This window comes from Aminobacter sp. Piv2-1 (genome assembly GCF_037625995.1).
Classification (GTDB): Bacteria; Pseudomonadota; Alphaproteobacteria; order Rhizobiales; family Rhizobiaceae; genus Aminobacter.
Map to the genome: position 1 here is coordinate 65,605 of NZ_JARKMU010000003.1, position 16,327 is coordinate 81,931.

General features: G+C 66.1%; 16 protein-coding genes. 9 read left to right on the plus strand and 7 right to left on the minus strand.

The window, feature by feature from the left end; genetic code table 11:
* Positions 1–3 precede the first annotated feature (3 nt).
* Positions 4–525, minus strand: coding sequence for a winged helix-turn-helix transcriptional regulator (locus AmiPiv_RS06565; protein WP_340036536.1), 522 nt, complete (start codon positions 523–525; stop codon positions 4–6).
* A gap of 194 nt (positions 526–719) precedes the next feature.
* Between AmiPiv_RS06565 and AmiPiv_RS06570 the strand changes: the two genes are divergently transcribed.
* On the plus strand, positions 720–2,051 hold the full coding sequence (locus AmiPiv_RS06570; protein WP_340036537.1) for a serine hydrolase domain-containing protein: 1,332 nt from the start codon (positions 720–722) through the stop codon (positions 2,049–2,051).
* 24 nt (positions 2,052–2,075) lie between these two features.
* On the opposite strand, the gene AmiPiv_RS06575 is transcribed toward AmiPiv_RS06570, so the two are convergent.
* Complete coding sequence (locus AmiPiv_RS06575) at positions 2,076–2,996, minus strand: LysR family transcriptional regulator (RefSeq protein WP_340036538.1); 921 nt, start codon at positions 2,994–2,996, stop codon at positions 2,076–2,078.
* Between the two features lie 144 nt (positions 2,997–3,140).
* On the opposite strand from AmiPiv_RS06575, the gene AmiPiv_RS06580 reads away from it, so the two are divergent.
* From AmiPiv_RS06580 to AmiPiv_RS06595, 4 genes are all read left to right on the plus strand, one after another.
* Entirely contained in the window at positions 3,141–4,376 is a 1,236-nt protein-coding gene (locus AmiPiv_RS06580; RefSeq protein ID WP_340036886.1) for a urate hydroxylase PuuD, read from the plus strand.
* A 90-nt stretch (positions 4,377–4,466) separates the two neighbouring features.
* A complete protein-coding gene (gene guaD / locus AmiPiv_RS06585; RefSeq protein WP_340036539.1) occupies positions 4,467–5,786 on the plus strand; it encodes a guanine deaminase in 1,320 nt (439 codons plus the stop codon).
* Positions 5,787–5,844: 58 nt separating this feature from the next.
* Positions 5,845–6,342: a heme-degrading domain-containing protein gene (locus AmiPiv_RS06590; protein ID WP_340036540.1), complete on the plus strand. Its 498-nt coding sequence runs from the start codon at positions 5,845–5,847 to the stop codon at positions 6,340–6,342.
* A 199-nt stretch (positions 6,343–6,541) separates the two neighbouring features.
* The gene (locus tag AmiPiv_RS06595) at positions 6,542–7,822 is read left to right on the plus strand and encodes a glycerate kinase type-2 family protein (protein WP_340036541.1); all 1,281 of its coding nucleotides are present in this window, start codon (positions 6,542–6,544) and stop codon (positions 7,820–7,822) included.
* Between the two features lie 247 nt (positions 7,823–8,069).
* Here AmiPiv_RS06595 and AmiPiv_RS06600 read toward each other — a convergent pair whose 3' ends face one another.
* Together AmiPiv_RS06600 and AmiPiv_RS06605 are read right to left on the minus strand one after the other, a co-directional pair.
* Entirely contained in the window at positions 8,070–9,458 is a 1,389-nt protein-coding gene (locus AmiPiv_RS06600; RefSeq protein ID WP_340036542.1) for a glutamine synthetase family protein, read from the minus strand.
* A 30-nt stretch (positions 9,459–9,488) separates the two neighbouring features.
* Positions 9,489–10,874, minus strand: a complete 1,386-nt coding sequence (locus tag AmiPiv_RS06605) for an aspartate aminotransferase family protein (protein ID WP_445206911.1) — start codon at positions 10,872–10,874, stop codon at positions 9,489–9,491.
* A 146-nt stretch (positions 10,875–11,020) separates the two neighbouring features.
* Here AmiPiv_RS06605 and AmiPiv_RS06610 point away from each other — a divergent pair, with 146 nt between their 5' ends.
* Entirely contained in the window at positions 11,021–11,473 is a 453-nt protein-coding gene (locus AmiPiv_RS06610) for a hypothetical protein (RefSeq protein ID WP_340036543.1), read from the plus strand.
* Between the two features lie 68 nt (positions 11,474–11,541).
* On the opposite strand, the gene AmiPiv_RS06615 is transcribed toward AmiPiv_RS06610, so the two are convergent.
* From AmiPiv_RS06615 to AmiPiv_RS06625, 3 genes are all read right to left on the minus strand, one after another.
* Positions 11,542–12,516, minus strand: a complete 975-nt coding sequence (locus tag AmiPiv_RS06615) for a WD40 repeat domain-containing protein (protein ID WP_340036544.1) — start codon at positions 12,514–12,516, stop codon at positions 11,542–11,544.
* 158 nt (positions 12,517–12,674) lie between these two features.
* Positions 12,675–13,748, minus strand: a complete 1,074-nt coding sequence (locus AmiPiv_RS06620; protein ID WP_340036545.1) for a CobW family GTP-binding protein — start codon at positions 13,746–13,748, stop codon at positions 12,675–12,677.
* A gap of 72 nt (positions 13,749–13,820) precedes the next feature.
* Positions 13,821–14,126: a hypothetical protein gene (locus AmiPiv_RS06625; protein WP_340036546.1), complete on the minus strand. Its 306-nt coding sequence runs from the start codon at positions 14,124–14,126 to the stop codon at positions 13,821–13,823.
* 238 nt (positions 14,127–14,364) lie between these two features.
* On the opposite strand from AmiPiv_RS06625, the gene AmiPiv_RS06630 reads away from it, so the two are divergent.
* From AmiPiv_RS06630 to AmiPiv_RS06640, 3 genes are all read left to right on the plus strand, one after another.
* Positions 14,365–14,700, plus strand: coding sequence for a hypothetical protein (locus AmiPiv_RS06630; protein WP_340036547.1), 336 nt, complete (start codon positions 14,365–14,367; stop codon positions 14,698–14,700).
* A 41-nt stretch (positions 14,701–14,741) separates the two neighbouring features.
* Positions 14,742–15,005, plus strand: coding sequence for a hypothetical protein (locus AmiPiv_RS06635; RefSeq protein WP_340036548.1), 264 nt, complete (start codon positions 14,742–14,744; stop codon positions 15,003–15,005).
* 481 nt (positions 15,006–15,486) lie between these two features.
* Complete coding sequence (locus tag AmiPiv_RS06640) at positions 15,487–16,203, plus strand: intradiol ring-cleavage dioxygenase (protein ID WP_340036549.1); 717 nt, start codon at positions 15,487–15,489, stop codon at positions 16,201–16,203.
* Positions 16,204–16,327: the final 124 nt, after the last annotated feature.

The following is a 16,327-nucleotide window of genomic DNA, read 5'->3' on the forward strand; positions in this document are numbered from 1 at the left end:
GCCTCAGCCGGCCATAGCCGTGGCATTCCTGGCCACGACAGCAAGATAGGCGGCCTGCAGTTCGGCGCGAACCGGCAGGCGTTCGGCGGCAGCCTCCGACAGCGGCTCGCCAAGATGGTCGGTGCGCAGTTCCACCATGAAGCGGTCCCACATCTCCGGCCCGCCCTTTTCCAGAAGTTCGGCGCGGATGCTGAGTTCTTCGCTCACCGGCAGCCATTTGCGTCCCCATGCGGCGATGTGGGCGAACACGGGCAGCAGTTCGATCGCCATTTCGGTCAGGCTGTAGATCGCCTTCTGCTTGTGGCTGGGGTCGTCCGCCTTGCTGATCAGCCCGTCCTCGACCAGGCGCTTCAGCCGGTCGGCCAGGATGTTGGAAGCGATACCTTCCTCGGACTGGGTCAGGAGTTCGCGAAAGTGGCGGCGATTGCCGAACATCATGTCGCGCAAGACGATCAAGCTCCATTTGTCGCCGACGACCTCGAGGGTGAGGTTGATCGGACAGCCCGAGCGATGCTGCTGGTTCATGAAGGGAACTCCCCCAGTAAAACTGGTTGCAATATAAAATCAGTTGAGCTAGCGTGCAACTGATTAATGTTTGCAACTGGTTGCATTCCAGTTAGTGGAAGCCTGTAGCAGGGATTGGAGAGCGTGCAAGCGCCTTCGGCCGAGGTCGAGCGGTCGGCGGCCGCGCGCCAGATCGAGAGGAGATGAAGATGCGCATGCCACATGGATTGGATCGGCGTAGCCTGATCAAGGGAGCTGCCCTGTCGGCCGCCTTGTTGATGCCCGCCAGCGCGGGCGCGGTGCAGAAGCAGCCGGCCGCACAGCAAGGCGGTTCAGGCAAGCCAGGGAGCAATGCGATGGGCAATTTCTCGGCCGACCGGCTCGACCGGATGCGGAAGACGATGGCCGGCTATGTCGAGCGCGGCGTCGTGCCGGGGCTGGTGTGGGCGGTCGACCGCGGCGGCGAGACCCATGTCGAGGCCGTCGGCAGCCAGGCCTTCGACGATCCCACGCCGATGCGGCGCGACAGCATCTTCCGCATCGCCTCGCTGACCAAGCCGGTCACCGCCGCGGCGGCGATGATCCTGGTCGAGGAGGGGCGGCTCAGGCTCGACGACCCGGTCGACCAATGGCTGCCCGAACTCGCCGGCCGCAAGGTGCTCAAGGCAGTCGACGGTCGGCTCGACGACACCGTGCCGGCCAGCCGGCCGGTCACGCTGCGCGATCTGCTGACGCTGCGCTTCGGCCTCGGCGCCATCATGGTCTATCCGATCCGCTATCCGCTGCAGCAGGCCATGCAGGATGCCGGGGTGGCGCCTAGCGCCGATCTCTTCCGCGGCCCGCCGGACGAATTCATGAAGCGCATCGGCAGCCTGCCGCTTGCACACCAGCCTGGCGAGGGCTGGCTCTATCATACGGGCATGGACGTGGCCGGGGTGCTGATCGCGCGTGCCGCGGGGCAATCGCTGTCGGCGTTCATGAACGAGCGGATCTTTTCGCCGCTCGGGATGAAGGACACGGGCTTCGAGGTTCTCGCGGAAAAGACCGACAGGCTCACCACCGCCTACAGCCGGGACTTCCAGACCGGCAAGCTCGGCGTCTACGACCAGGCCAAGGGCGGCCGGTTCGCCAGCCCGGCAGCCTTCGAGGCCGGCGGCGGCGGCCTGGTCTCGACCGCCGACGACTATCTCGCCTTCCAGAAGATGATGCTTGGCAAGGGCCGGCTCGGCGACGAGCGCATCCTGTCGCGCGCCGCGGTCGAGCTGATGACCACCGACCAGCTGACGGCGGAGCAGAGGGACAGCGCCCGGACCTTCTTCAACGGCAACAGCGGCTGGGGCCTGGGAATGGCGGTCGCGCTCAAGCGCGACAACCTCTGGATGACGCCCGGCCGGTTCGGCTGGGACGGCGGCTACGGCACCTCCGCCTATGCCGATCCGGCCGAAGGGCTCGCGGGCATCCTGCTCACCCAGCGCCTGATGGAGTCGCCCGAGCCACCGGCCTACTATGTCGACTTCTGGAATTCGGCCTACCAGGCACTCGCCTGAAACGTGTCAATGGCCGGGGCAGCCTCAGCGCCCGGCCAATATGTCCTTGATCAGCCGCTGGCAGCGGTCGGCCATGAAGTCGAGCAGCAGCCGGACCTTCGGGTCCTGCAGCTTCTTGTGCGGATAGACGGCCGCGAACTGCACCGGAACGGGCGGGGCCTGCGGCAGGATGACCTTCAGCCGCTGGTCGCGGAGGAAGGGCTCGACCTCGAAGCGCGGCTTGTTGACGATGCCGCGGCCGGCCAGCGCCCAGCCGGTCAGCACGTCGCCGTCGTCGGAATCGAAGGGGCCGTGGACCTCGAACTTGGCCGGGCCCGCGCTCGTCTCCAGCAGCCAGAAGAACTCGCGCGAACCGGGATAGCGCAGCATCAGGCAATCGTGCTTGTTGGAGACCAGTTCCTGCGGCGACTGCGGCTCGCCGCGTCGCTCCAGATATTTGGGCGAGGCGACCAGCACGCGCTCGCATTCCATGATGCCGCGCATCCTGAGGCTCGAATCCTCGATCAGGCCGAGCCGGAAGGCGACGTCCAGGCCTTCCTTGAGGATGTCGACATTGTGGTCGGAAAGCCGGAGCCGGACCTCGATGTCGGGATACTTGTCGTGGAACTCGGGGATGCCCGAGGCGATCAGCCTGCGCCCGAGGCCCAGCGGGGCGGTGACGCGGATCGTGCCGCGCGGCTGGCCCGAGAGTGCCGCGACGGCGGCCTCTGCCTCGACGATCGAATCCAGCACCTGCTTGGCGCCGGCGTAGAACACCGTGCCGTGCTCGGTCGGCATCAGCTGTCGTGTCGTGCGGTTGAACAGGCGCACGCCCAGGTGCTTCTCCAACTCCTTGATTCGGTTGGAGGCGACAGCCGGGGAAATGCGCATGTCGCGGCCCGCGGCGGAGAGATTGCCGAGCTCCACGACGCGCACAAAGACGGCGATGTTGTCCAGATATGCCATTAGCGTCCCATAGCCAGCTTATGCCGTGCGGCAATACGCTAGTATTTTCCAGATTTTTTTGAAAGTCATCGCGAATCCGTCCTCTTCCGCAGGGCGTGCGGCGTCGTAAGATTGCCGCCACGTTGGGAAGAGGATCGGCGGATGGTGAACGACTACGCGCTTTTGTGGGACTGGCTGAGCTTCGGCGTGAGATGGCTGCACGTCATCACCGCCATCGCCTGGATCGGCTCATCGTTCTACTTCATCGCCCTCGATCTCGGGCTGAGGAAGCACGCCAACCTGCCGGCCGGCGCCCATGGCGAGGAATGGCAGGTGCATGGCGGCGGCTTCTACCACATCCAGAAGTATCTGGTGGCGCCGGCGCAGATGCCCGAGCACCTGACCTGGTTCAAATGGGAATCATACGCCACCTGGCTGTCGGGCTTCGCGCTGCTGTGGGTGGTCTATTACGGCGGGGCCGAGCTCTTCCTGATCGACCGCAACGTGCTCGACGTGTCGGTGCCGGTGGCGATCGGCATTTCGCTGGCGTCGATCGCGCTGGGCTGGGTGGTCTACGACCAGCTGTGCAAGTCGCGCCTCGGCGACAACGACACCCTTTTGATGCTGGTGCTCTACGGCGTCGTCGTGTTCATGAGCTGGGGCTACACGCAGCTCTTTACCGGCCGCGCGGCCTTCCTGCACCTCGGCGCCTTCACCGCGACGATCATGTCGGCCAACGTCTTCATGATCATCATCCCGAACCAGAAGATCGTGGTGGCGGACCTGATCGCCGGCCGCACGCCGGACCCCAAATACGGCAAGATCGCCAAGACGCGATCGACGCACAACAACTACCTGACCCTGCCGGTCCTGTTCTTCATGCTGTCGAACCACTATCCGCTGGCTTTCGGCACGCAGTTCAACTGGATCATCGGCGCGCTGATCTTCATCATCGGCGTGCTCATCCGCCACTACTTCAACACCGTCCACAGGCGTGCCGGCAACCCGCACTGGACCTGGCTGGCCGCCACCCTGCTGTTCATCGTCATCATGTGGCTGTCGACGGTGCCGAAGGTGCTGACCGGCGAGGACAAGAATGCCGCCAATGCCGCGGCCGCCGCCCAGCCGCTGATCGCCGCGGCGCAGTTCCCGGCGGTCCGCGACACCGTACTCGGGCGCTGCGCCATGTGCCATGCCGCCACGCCTTCCTACGAGGGGGTCTACCAGGCGCCCAAGGGCGTGAAGCTCGAGACCGACGCGCAGATTGCCCAGCATGCGCGCGAGATCTATCTGCAGGCCGGCCGCAGCCATGCGATGCCGCCCGGCAACGTCACCCAGATCACGCCGGAAGAGCGACAGATGCTCGCCACCTGGTTCGAAGAGGCGCAGAAGCTGCGCTGACGACTGAGAAGACCTGGATCGAAACGGGAAGCAGTTTCCGCGAGGAAACGGCCGATTTCGCCTGGGCAGAAAAGCTCGTAGGGTTCCATCATGACGACAACACTCCTTCGCGGCCGCACGCTCTCCTTCCTGCGCTGGCCCGACAGCGCCGACGACCACGCCTCCTATGCCTATGAGGCGGATGGCGCGGTGCTCATGCGCGACGGCAGGATCGCGGCCGTCGGCGCCTACGAGCGGGTGGCCGCCGAGGCGGGCAGCGGCGCGAGGGTGGTCGATCACCGGCCCCACCTCATCCTGCCCGGCTTCATCGACGCGCACGTGCATGTGCCGCAGATGCAGATCATCGCCTCCTACGGCGCCGAACTGCTCGAGTGGCTGAACAAGTACACCTTCCCCGAGGAGACGCGCTTCATCGACGCCCAGCATGGGCGCCGCATCGCCAGGACCTTCCTCGACGAGATGGTGCGGCACGGCACCACCACCGTCGCCGCCTACTGCTCGGTGCACAAGCAGTCGGCGGAAGCCTTCTTCGCCGAATCGCACGACCGCAACATGCTCAACATCGCCGGCAAGGTGATGATGGACCGCAACGCGCCCGAGGGCGTGCTCGACACGCCGCAGGCGAGCTACGACGACACCAAGGCACTGATCGCCGAATGGCACGGCAGGGGCCGCCAGCTCTATGCGATCACGCCGCGCTTCGCGATCACGTCTTCGCCCGAACAGATGGAGATGGCGGGCCAGCTCGCCAGGGAACATCCCGACCTGCACATCCAGACGCACCTGTCGGAGAACCACGCCGAGATCGCCTTCACCCAGGAGCTCTATCCCTGGTCGCGCGACTACACCGACATCTACGAGCACTACGGCCTGCTCGGCAAACGCACGCTGCTCGGCCACTGCATCCATCTCGGCGAGCGCGAATCCGACGCGATTTCCGAACACGGCTCGATCGCCGTGTTCTGCCCGACCTCCAACCTGTTCCTCGGCTCGGGGCTGTTCGACTACCACCGCTATCGCCGGCGCGAAAAGCCGCTGCGCATCGCGACCGCGACCGACGTCGGCGGCGGCACCAACTATTCGATGCTGCGCACCATGGACGAGGCCTACAAGGTCATCGCGCTCAACGGCGAGAAGCTGAACCCGCTCGCTTCCTACTGGCAGCTGACGCGCGGCAACGCCGAATCGCTGTCGATCGCCGACAAGGTGGGCACGCTGGAGGTCGGCACCGACGCCGACATCGTCGTGCTCGATGCCCGCGCGACGCCCGGCATGCGGCTTCGCATGGAACGCGTCGAGACGCTGGCCGAGGAGCTGTTCCTGCTCCAGACGCTGGGCGACGACCGCGCCGTGGCCGAGGTCTATGTCGCCGGCCGCCCCGCCAAGTCGACCATGGATCAGGCGGCCTGACCTTGCGTCATAGCCCGGTGTCTGCCATGTGACCTCTGGTCTGAAGGAGGAGCGGACGATGGCAGCAGCCGATGATGTGAAGAAGATCGCCGAGCAGGAGGCCCGGCTCGTCTTCGACGCTTTCGACGAGGCAACGGCCTACGAGATCGGCTCGGCCATCCGCGCCCGCGGCCTCGCCGAGAAATTCCCCATCGTCGTCGACATCCGCCTGTGGGACCGCACGCTTTTCTACTGCGCGCTGCCGGGCTCGACGGTCAGCAATACCGAGTGGGCACGGCGCAAGTTCAACGTCGTCCGGATGTTCCACCGCAGCAGCTACCGCATGGTGCTGACCAAGGCGCGCGAGGACCGGACCTTCCCGGTGGGCGAGGCGCTGCCGATCGAGGACTACGTGCTCGCCGGCGGCGGCTTCCCGATCCGGGTCAAGGGCGCGGGCGTGATCGGCTCGATCGCCGTGTCCGGCCTGCCGGAGCGCCAGGACCATGAGGTGGTCGTGGCGGCGATCGCCGATCATCTCGGTATTCCCAGGCAGGAGCTTGTGCTCGATCCTGTATGATTTGAAGGCCGCGCTGCCCCTCATCCCCCTGCCGGGACCTTCTCCCCGTGAGTACGGGGAGAAGGAGGCTGGCCGCAATGCCTCCGCTTGCCCCTTCTCCCCGCCTGCGGGGAGAAGGTCCCGCCCCTTCGATAAACTCAGGACGGGATGAGGGGCGGCGCGACATGAACAGACGAAGCGACGCATAGCGAGAGCCCGGATGACCATCACCGACCCGAAGCAGTTCCTGACGAAGATCTTCGAGGCCGCCGTCGCGGCTGCCGATCCGGAACTCACCATTCGCCGCCACCTGCCGGCAAGGCCAAAGGGACGCACCATCGTCATCGGTGCCGGCAAGGGCTCGGCGCAGATGGCGGCGGCCTTCGAGAAGGCATGGGACGGGCCGCTCGAAGGCGTGGTCGTCACTCGCTACGGCTTTGCGGCCCCCTGCGAGCGCATCCGCATCGTCGAGGCCTCGCATCCGGTGCCCGATGCCAATGGCCTCGAGGCGGCGAAGCTCCTGCTCGAGACGGTCTCGGGCTTGACCGAGGACGACCTGGTCGTGGCGCTGGTCTCGGGCGGCGGCTCGGCGTTGCTGCCGTCGCCGGCCGGCGGACTGACGCTCGCCGACGAGATCGCGGTCAACGAGGCATTGCTCGCCTCGGGCGCGCCGATCTCGGCGATGAACACCATCCGCAAGCACATCTCGACCATCAAGGGCGGCCGGCTCGCCGCCGCCGCCCATCCGGCGCGCGTCGTCTCGCTCGTCGTCTCCGACATCCCCGGCGACAACCCGGCACTGGTGGCTTCGGGACCGACCGTTCCCGACGCGGCGTCACGTGGCGACGCCCTGCGGCTGATCGAGACCTACCGGATCCAGCTTCCGGCCAATGTCATGGCGCATATCAATTCGGCTGCCGCCGACGCCCCGTCGCCATCCGATCCGCGCTTTGCCCGCAACGAGGTGCATGTCATCGCCTCGGCCGCGGTGTCGCTCGATGCCGCGGCTGACGCGGCGCGCGCTCTCGGCGTCGAGACGGTCATCCTGTCCGATGCGATCGAGGGCGAGGCACGCGAGGTCGGCGGCGTACACGCTGCGATCGCGCGTGAAGTGGTCACCCGCAACCGTCCCTTCAGCAAGCCGGTGCTGATCCTGTCGGGCGGCGAGACGACGGTGACGTTGCGCGCCAAACCTGGTGAAAAGGGGGGCAAGGGCGGCCGCAACAGCGAGTTCCTGCTCGCTTTCGCCATCGGCATCGACGGGCTTTCCGGCATCGACGCGCTCGCCGCCGACACCGACGGCATCGACGGCTCCGAGGACAATGCGGGAGCCTTCGCCGACGGCTCGACGGTCGCCCGCATGCGCGCGGCCGGCGTCGACGCCAAGGCCATGCTCGTGGGCAACAACGCCTGGACCGCGTTCAATTCGGTGGGCGACCTTTTCGTCCCAGGCCCGACGGGCACCAACGTCAACGACCTCCGGGCGATCCTTATCCGCTAATCGGGGTGGTTTGCGCCTTGTTGCGCCCCCTCTGTCCTGCCGGACATCTCCCCCACAAGGGGGGAGATTGGCAGTTGCGCCGTTTCTGCTGGTCCTGCAGAGCCTCCGATGGCCCGAGATGTTGATGAAGGCTGATCTCCCCCCTTGTGGGGGAGATGTCCGGCAGGACAGAGGGGGGCGTGCAAGAACTCGCCCTTGGCCAGCATTGGTTCGCGCGCGACCAAGCCCTGACCTTAGGACCCCGCCCTCACACCTCGTGCAGATAGAGGTGGTAGTCGAGTTCGCTCACAGTGCGTGCGACGCGCAGGTACTCGGCTTCCTTGATCGCCGTGAAGGTGCGGTGCAGGTCGTGGCCGAGGGCCTCGCGCAGGAACTCCGACGCTTTGGCGGCCTCGATGGCCGAGCGCCAGTCCGGTGGCATCACGCTTTCGGTGCCTTCGGCCTGCTCGTAGCCGTTGCCTGACGTCTCCGGGCCGGGATCGAGCTGTTCCTCCAACCCCTTGGAGATGCCGGCGAGGATGGTCGCGGCGACGAGGTAGGGGTTGGCGTCGACGCCCGACGGACGATGTTCGATGCGGCGGTTCTTCGCATCGCCCGCCGGCACGCGTAGCGCCACCGAGCGGTTGTTGACGCCCCAGGTCGGCGCCACCGGCGCGTAGGACTGCGACACGAAGCGGCGCCAGGAATTGGCGTGCGGGGCAAACACCAGCATCGATTCCGCCATCGTGTCGGCGAGGCCGCCGAGCGCATGCAGAAGCTTCGGTTCCCAGGTGCCTTCCACGGCTTCGGTGAAGACGTTGCGGTCGTCCTTGTCGAGCAGCGAGACGTGGAAGTGCATGCCCGAGCCCGCATACTTCTCGATCGGCTTGGCCATGAAGCAGGCAGTCACGCCATGGCGGCGGGCCTGGGCGCGCACCAGCCGCTTCAGCATGATCAGGTCGTCGGCGGCCTGCATCACGTCCTTGCGGTAGCGCAGGGTGAGTTCGTACTGGCCGGGCGCATATTCGGAGATGACCGTCTCGGCGGGGATTCCTTGCGCCTTTGCTGCCGCATAGATGTCGGAGAACAGCGGTTCCATGCCGTGCAGATGGTCGACCGAATAGACCTCGGTCTTGCCCGAGGCGCGGCCGTCGAGCACGGCGCGCGCCGGCTGCACCTTGCCGTCGCCGTCGCGGTCGTTGGCGAGCAGGAAGAATTCGAGTTCGAAGGCACCCGCCGGGTAGAGACCCTTTTCGGCCAGCCGCTCGACCTGATGCTTCAACGCCAGCCGCGGGTCGGACGTCATCGGCGCGCCGTCGAGATGGTACATCGACATCAGGAGCTGGCCACGGGCAGGGCTGGTGCCGTGCAGCGGCTTCAGCGTGCCGGGGATCGGCCAGGCTCTGAGGTCGCCGTCGCCGGAATCCCAGATCAGGCCGGTTTCGTGGACGTCCTCGCCGGTGATGTCGAGGCCGAGGATGGAGATGGGCAGGTGCCGCCCGCCCTCGTAGAGCCCCATCAATTCGTGGCGGCGGATGATCTTGCCGCGGCCGACGCCGTTGGAGTCCGTCAGTACGATGTCGAAGGCTTCGATGCCGGGGTTGGCGTCCAGAAAGGCCCGCGCCTCGTCGATGGTCGAGCCGGAAGGTGATGTCATGATGTCACTCGATTGTCCTTGTGCCTTGTCTCATGCCGCAAGACGGGCGGCAATATCGCCGAAAGCTGCAACCAGCTTGTCGACCTGCCGCGCGGTCGTCACCGGCGAGACCAGCATCATGTTGTGGAACGGCGCGATCAGCACGCCGCGATTGACCAGCGCCACATGCACCGCAGCCTCCAGCCGGGAGGCATGCGCATGCTCTGCCTCGCCGCCGTTGCGCAGCGGGCCTGGGGCGCAGATGAACTCGACGCGGGCGCCGACGCGCATCACGTGCCAGGGCAGCTTCCGTTTTCGGATCGCCTTGTCGAGGCCGGTCGCCAGCCGCTCGGCCAGCTTCTCCATGTGGGCGTAGTTCGCCTCGGTCATCACCTCTTCCAGCGCGGCACGCATCGCCGCGAACTGGAGGGGATTGGCCGACAGTGTCGTGCCCATGCCGGAATAGCCCGGTTCCTTGGTGCTGTTGTAGGCGGCGTAGCGGGCGGCCGTCTCCTCGCTCATGCCCCAGACACTGGCCGGCACGCCGCCGGCGACGGGCTTGCCGAGCACGAACAGGTCGGGGTCGAGATCGTGCTTGCGGGTATAGCCGCCGGGGCCGGTGGAGATGGTGTGGGTCTCGTCTATGAGCAGCAGCGTGCCGGTCTTGCGGGTGAGCTTGCGCACGCCTTCGAGGAAGCCGGGCTCGGGCAGCACCATGCAGGAATTGGTCAGCACCGGTTCTGTGATAACGCAGGCGACGTCGCCATGGTTCAGCGCCTTTTCCAGCGCGGGCAGATCGTTGAACTCGACGATGCGGGTGCGGGCGGTGAGGTCGCGGAACTCGCCGGCGAGGCCGGGTCGGTTGATCGGCTTGCCGTCGTCCAGCCGCACCATCGTCTCGTCGACCGAGCCATGGTAGCAGCCGTTGAAGACGAGGATCTTGTCGCGACCGGTGACGGCGCGGGCGACGCGCAGGGCAAAGCGGTTGGCGTCGGTTGCTGTCGTGGCGATCTGCCAGTGCGGCAGGCCGAAACGCTTGGCTAACAGCAGGCCGAGGGTGAGCGAATCCTCCGACGGCAGCATGTAGGTCAGGCCACGGCTCGCCTGCCGGCGGATGGCGCGGGCGACGGGGGCAGGCGAATGGCCGAACATCGAGCCGGTGTCGCCGAGGCAGAAGTCGGCCAGGCTGATGCCGTCGACGTCGGTGATGGTGGAGCCGTTCGCCTTGTCGACCAGGATGGGGAAAGGCGTCGGCCAGTCCTTCATCCAGTGCATCGGAACGCCGTTGAAGAAGCCCGCCATGCCGTTGCCGAGGGCCGCCTCGGATTTGGGCCGGGCGCGGCGGAAGATTTCCGCCTCCGTCGCTGCAAGCTCCGCGATGCGCGACAGCGGCACGCCGCCTTCGGTGGCTTCTGGTCGTTCGACGCGGTTCATCATGCCTCCCCATCCGACAGTCGGCGCCACTCTAGCCAGCCGCCACCATTGACGGCAACTGGCCGCCATCGGAGTGTCGATTGGCTCAGCCATATTGATGTTCGGCCAGCGTCGTCGATCATGCTGATGAGCTTTGGGGGGATGTGCCGATGCGTGCTATCATGACAGCCATGTCGATCCTGCTTGCGGCGGGCCCGGCCGTTGCCTCTGGCGGGCTCTCCTGCGGTGCCAAGGACGAGGCAGTGAAACTGGCCATCGAGAGCGGCGTCACGCGTGGCATGGGCAGCCCCGTTTTTGATTTCCGGGGCGAGATCGAGATCCTCGACAATGCGGTGGCGCAGGACCTGCGCAAGATGAGCTTCGACAAGGCGCATCTCGCCCAGTACTGGCTCGACGGCGAGGAGCTTCGGCTGATCGTCTACCGCGAACGCGAGGCCGACAAGCCGCACGGCTATGTCGAGGTCATGGTCAAGACGAAGTCGGGCGACGAAGGCGACTATATCGGGCAGTATTCGGTCACCGTCTTCGACATGGCCGATGCCACCGGCGGCGAGGGCAAGACCTTCAATTTCAGCGGCCGCGCCACCTGCCTGGTGGAGTGATTGAACGACGCGCGGATTCCCCTCACCCGGGGGTGAAGGGGCAACCGGTCGAGATCAAAGGCCGCCGGTTACCCTGCGATGTCGATGACGCCGCAGTCGCCGGCGGCGCTGCCGAAGGCGATGCGGCGTTCCTGCCTGTCCCAGGCCATCGAGGTGATGGCGCCCTTGCCTGGGCGGCGCAACAGCACCTCCTTGGCGTCGGCGAAGCGCACCGCCATCACCATGCCGTCGTCGTAGCCGACGGCGACGATGTCCTCGCTCGGATGGCAGCACACGGTGGTGACCATGGAATTGCCGCGGGTGCCGAGTTCCAGCGGCGCCTTGCCCATCGGGCCGTCCTTGCCGGTGAACGGCCAGACGATCGCCGCGGGTGCGCCCGAACTCGCCAGCCACTTGCCCTTGGCGCTCCACGACAGGCTCTTCACCTTGGCCGGATAGCCGGTCATGCGCATGTGCTTGCCGTCGGCGAGCTTCCAGCCGTGCAGGGCGTTCTCCTGCATGGTGGTCACCACATAGGCGCCGTCGGGCGAGAACGTGATGCCGGTATGGGCGCCGTCCCACTGCAGCTCGGTCGGCGCGCCTGCGGCGGCCGGGAAATGCAGGGTCGCGCCATTGTAGCGGGCGACGCCGAAACGCATGCCCTTCGGCGAGAAGGCGATGCCTTCGACCGAGCGCGGGTGGACGAATTCCTTCACCTTGCCGTCGGCGAAGCGCACCCAGGCGTTGCGGCCGCTGGCATAGGCGACAGCCCCCTGCGGGCCCGATGCCACCGAGGTCACCCATTTCCTGCCGGCGCTGGCCAGTTCTTCGGCGGTTCCCGCGGAAGAGAGCGACATCACCTTGCCGTCCTCGCCGCCCGAGATCAGCAGATCGTTCTTCGCGGTCGTCGTCGCGGCCAAAAGCCCGTCATGCAGCTTCACCGACTTCTGGCCATGGTCGAGCCAGTGCACCATGCCGTCGGCGAGGGCGAAGAAGGGGATGTCGTCGAGGAAGGCAGCAGCGACGCAATGGCCTTCGAGATCAAGCGGGGCGACTGTGGGCATGATGTTGCGGCTTCGATGAGAGCGTTCTTCTCCCCGTTTACGGGGAGAAGATGGCGGCAGCCAGATGAGGGGCGGAAAAAACAGGGGAGAAAGGGTTGCCCCTCATCCGTCCCTGCGGGACACCTTCTCCCCGCAGGCGGGGAGAAGGAAGATGGCGCTCACGCCGCCTGGCAGGCCTCGAAGCTGCGCGTCAGGCGCTCGGCGTCGAGTTCGCGGCCGATGAACACCAGCCGGCTCTCGCGCTTCTCGCCGTCCTTCCAGGCGCGCTGGTGGTCGCCTTCGATGATCATGTGAACGCCCTGGATGACGTAGCGATCGGGATCGTCCGCGATCGCGATGATGCCCTTGAGGCGAAGGATGTTGGGGCCTTCCATCTGGGTGATCTTCTCGATCCAGGGGAAGAACTTCTTGGGGTCCATGTCGCCGCCGCGCAGCGACACCGACTTCACCGTCACGTCGTGGATCGGCGATGCCGAGCCGTGGTCGTGATCATGGTGGTCGTGGTCATGATCGTGATCGTGGTGGTGATGGTCGTGGTCGCAGTCCGGACCGCACTCATGATCGTGGTCGTGGTCGTGTGCGTCGAGGAAATGCGGGTCGTCGGCCAGCACGCGCTGGAGGTCGAATGCGCCGCGGTCGAGCACCTGGTCGAGCGCCACGCCGGCGCGGGTGGTGCGGTGGATTTTCGCGGTCGGGTTGATGGCGCGGATGGTGGCCTCGACCTGGCGCAGTTCGTCCGCGTTCACCAGGTCCGTCTTGTTGAGCAGCACCACGTCGGCGAAGGCGATCTGGTCCTCGGCCTCGCGAGAATCCTTCAGCCGCAGCGGCAGGTGCTTGGCGTCGACGAGCGCGACGACCGCGTCGAGCTTGGTCTTGGCGCGCACGTCCTCGTCCATGAAGAAGGTCTGGGCAACCGGCACCGGGTCGGCGAGGCCGGTGGTCTCGACGACGATGGCGTCGAAGCGGCCGGGGCGGCGCATCAGGCCTTCCACCACGCGGATCAGGTCGCCGCGCACGGTGCAGCAGACGCAGCCGTTGTTCATCTCGTAGATCTCCTCGTCGGATTCCACGATCAGGTCGTTGTCGATGCCGATCTCGCCGAACTCGTTGACGATGACCGCATAACGCTTGCCGTGGTTCTCCGACAGGATGCGGTTGAGCAGCGTCGTCTTGCCCGAGCCGAGATAGCCGGTCAGCACGGTCACGGGGATTTGGGTCTGGGCTTCGGTCATGGTCGTCCTCGGGAGCGGATAGAGGCTCCATATAGGATGCCGGTCGCGCATTTGCACGCGGCAAACCGCTCGTCAGCGAGATTCCAGCTCGTCGAGGATCGCCAGCATCTCGCGCAGCTTCAGCCTCGCGTCGACCAGCTTCTTGGCCGACACCAGCCCCGGCCGGCCGGACAGGGTGAGGAAGGTTTCCAGTACCTGATCCGAGTGCCGGCACAGCATCACCAGGAACTCGCCGGAGGGGGCGTTCCTGCCGTCGAACCAGTTCTTGACCGCGCGCTCGTTGGCAAGGGTCAGGCCGGCGACGGTCTTCACGCCGCCGACCGGGAAGTCCCTGCGCAGGGCTCCGGCGATCGCGGCGGCGAATGCCGCCGATCCCATCCGCCCGGCCCCCTCCGCAAAGGTCTTTCCGGAAATGGACCGATGATTTCTGTCTCTATTCGCAGACGACATTCCACCTAGCGCCCAATATCGTCGGTCTTGCCTGAGGAGGCCCGCCCACCAACCATTCTGGACATCCGATCTTCGCCGCATCCGACGATGCCGGCGCAAGGCTGCCCGCGTGCGTCTGCGCGGGGGCTCCGAAGGCACAAACGACGTATCCCGAGAGGAGAAGCAAATGAGTGCCACATTGGATGCCACGATCGACCTGAACGCGTTCTACAAGCTGGCTCGCGAGGACATCAAATCGCTGTTGGGCGCGGCTGCGGTCAATTCCGCAGTCATCTTCAACAACAGCGCGAGCCCGGTCACCTTCTACGTCTACAACTACATCGACACCGTCTACTGGGTCTCGGCCCAGCGGGTGCTCGTCGCGCCCCAGACCTATGGCACGGTCGCGGCCTCGGGGTCGTTCTTCAAGATCCACCCGAACGACAACGCAAACGGGGAATTCCTGGTCGCCCCGAACCGGGCCTACGTCTACTCCGGTCCCGGCAACGTGCGACCGGCCTGAGCCGGGATGATCGGGAGTTCATCAGGGAACAGGAGCTGATCATGGGAAGCTACACACCTGTGCGACTGTCGGGGGACCGCCTCGTGTCGGAGGGCAGGGCGATCGAGAAGACCGAGGCGATGCGACGCATCCGCCAGGGCCTGGACGTCCATGCCGACAAGAAGAAGGCGCACACCCTGGCGCTGGCGCTGAGCGAAGGTCAGGGCGACTGGAAGGATGCGCCACACGTGCCGGGCGGCTACCGGCACTATCATGACGCCTCGCACCAGTACCGCGGGCACATATTCTATGGCGGCCCGAGCTGAGCCGCGCCGTGCCGCCTGAAAGGTCAGGCGTTGCCGCCGGGCACCCCGAAAAGGGTACCCGGCGGCAATTCGCTGACGGCGGGTCGGCGGATGAGGTACTGTTGCGCGGGAGCGCGACAGCCGGGCCGCGGCTGAATTTGCGGATCGGCGAGGCGGCAGTCTTTCGCATTCGGTCATGGAGCGCTCGTCCCCGAGTCCCAGGGGCCTACTTCGCATGCTGGACCCGTGATGCGCTGACATTCCGACTTTTCTGCAAAGGTGCTGGGTTGCACGCTCTGCCGGGGTAAAGGAGTTCGCAAATCGATAAAATTGCTCGCAAAGATTGTATCTTGCAAGTATTTCGGTTGTAAAGACTTGCGCGAGCGTGGTCTTGGGGCAGACACCTCGCAAGATTAACGAAACTTAACTAGGCCCGGTGCAGGCGGCCTCCTAGATTGACGGCCGGGCCGGGGGCACCGACCCTCAGAGGAGCTGGCCGACCATGCCGGATCAGCCATTGCGCGCCAATCTCACCCGCCGCCGGGCGCTCGGCCTTATCGCGGTCACCGCAAGCGGCGGCGCCTTCATGCCGGCAATCGCGCGGGCGCAAGACCAGCCGCTCCTCTTGCCCAATGCCGGGGTCTGCACGATCACGCCCGAGACGACGGAGGGGCCGTATTATTTCGATCCGGTGCTGGAACGCAGCGACATCACCGAGGGTCGCAAGGGGGTAGCGCTGACCGTCCGCCTCCAGGTGGTGGACCAGCACTGCCGGCCGATCGAGGGCGCTCGCGTCGACATCTGGCATTGCGACGCCGAGGGCCGCTACTCCGGCTATCCGGGCCAGGGCGACGGGCGGGACGTGGACACCACCGGCGAGAAGTTCCTGCGCGGCTGGCAGCCCACCGGCAAGGACGGCATCGTCGCCTTCGGCACCATCTATCCGGGCTGGTATCGCGGCAGGACCACGCACATCCATTTCAAGGCGTTCCCGGACCAGGCTTCGGTGATGACCGGGCAGATGTTCTTTCCCGACGACGTCAGCGATCGCATCTTCGCCGGCGTCGCGCCCTACAACGGCCGGCGCGGCACGCGCGACACGATGAACGCCGCCGACGGCATCCTGCGCCGCGCCGGGACGGGCGTGGAGAGCCGCGTGCGTCGGATCGCTTCGGCCTACGAGGCGGCGATGATCGTCGCGATCGAGCGCCAGGGCTAGCGCGCCGGCAAATTTGCCGGCGAAATGTTTCTGTCATCGAACTGTAACATCCGTCTGGCAAGACGCCGTTGCGGGAGACGGTTGCCGGCAAAGCGACATGGCAACCTTCCGCCCAAATCGATTG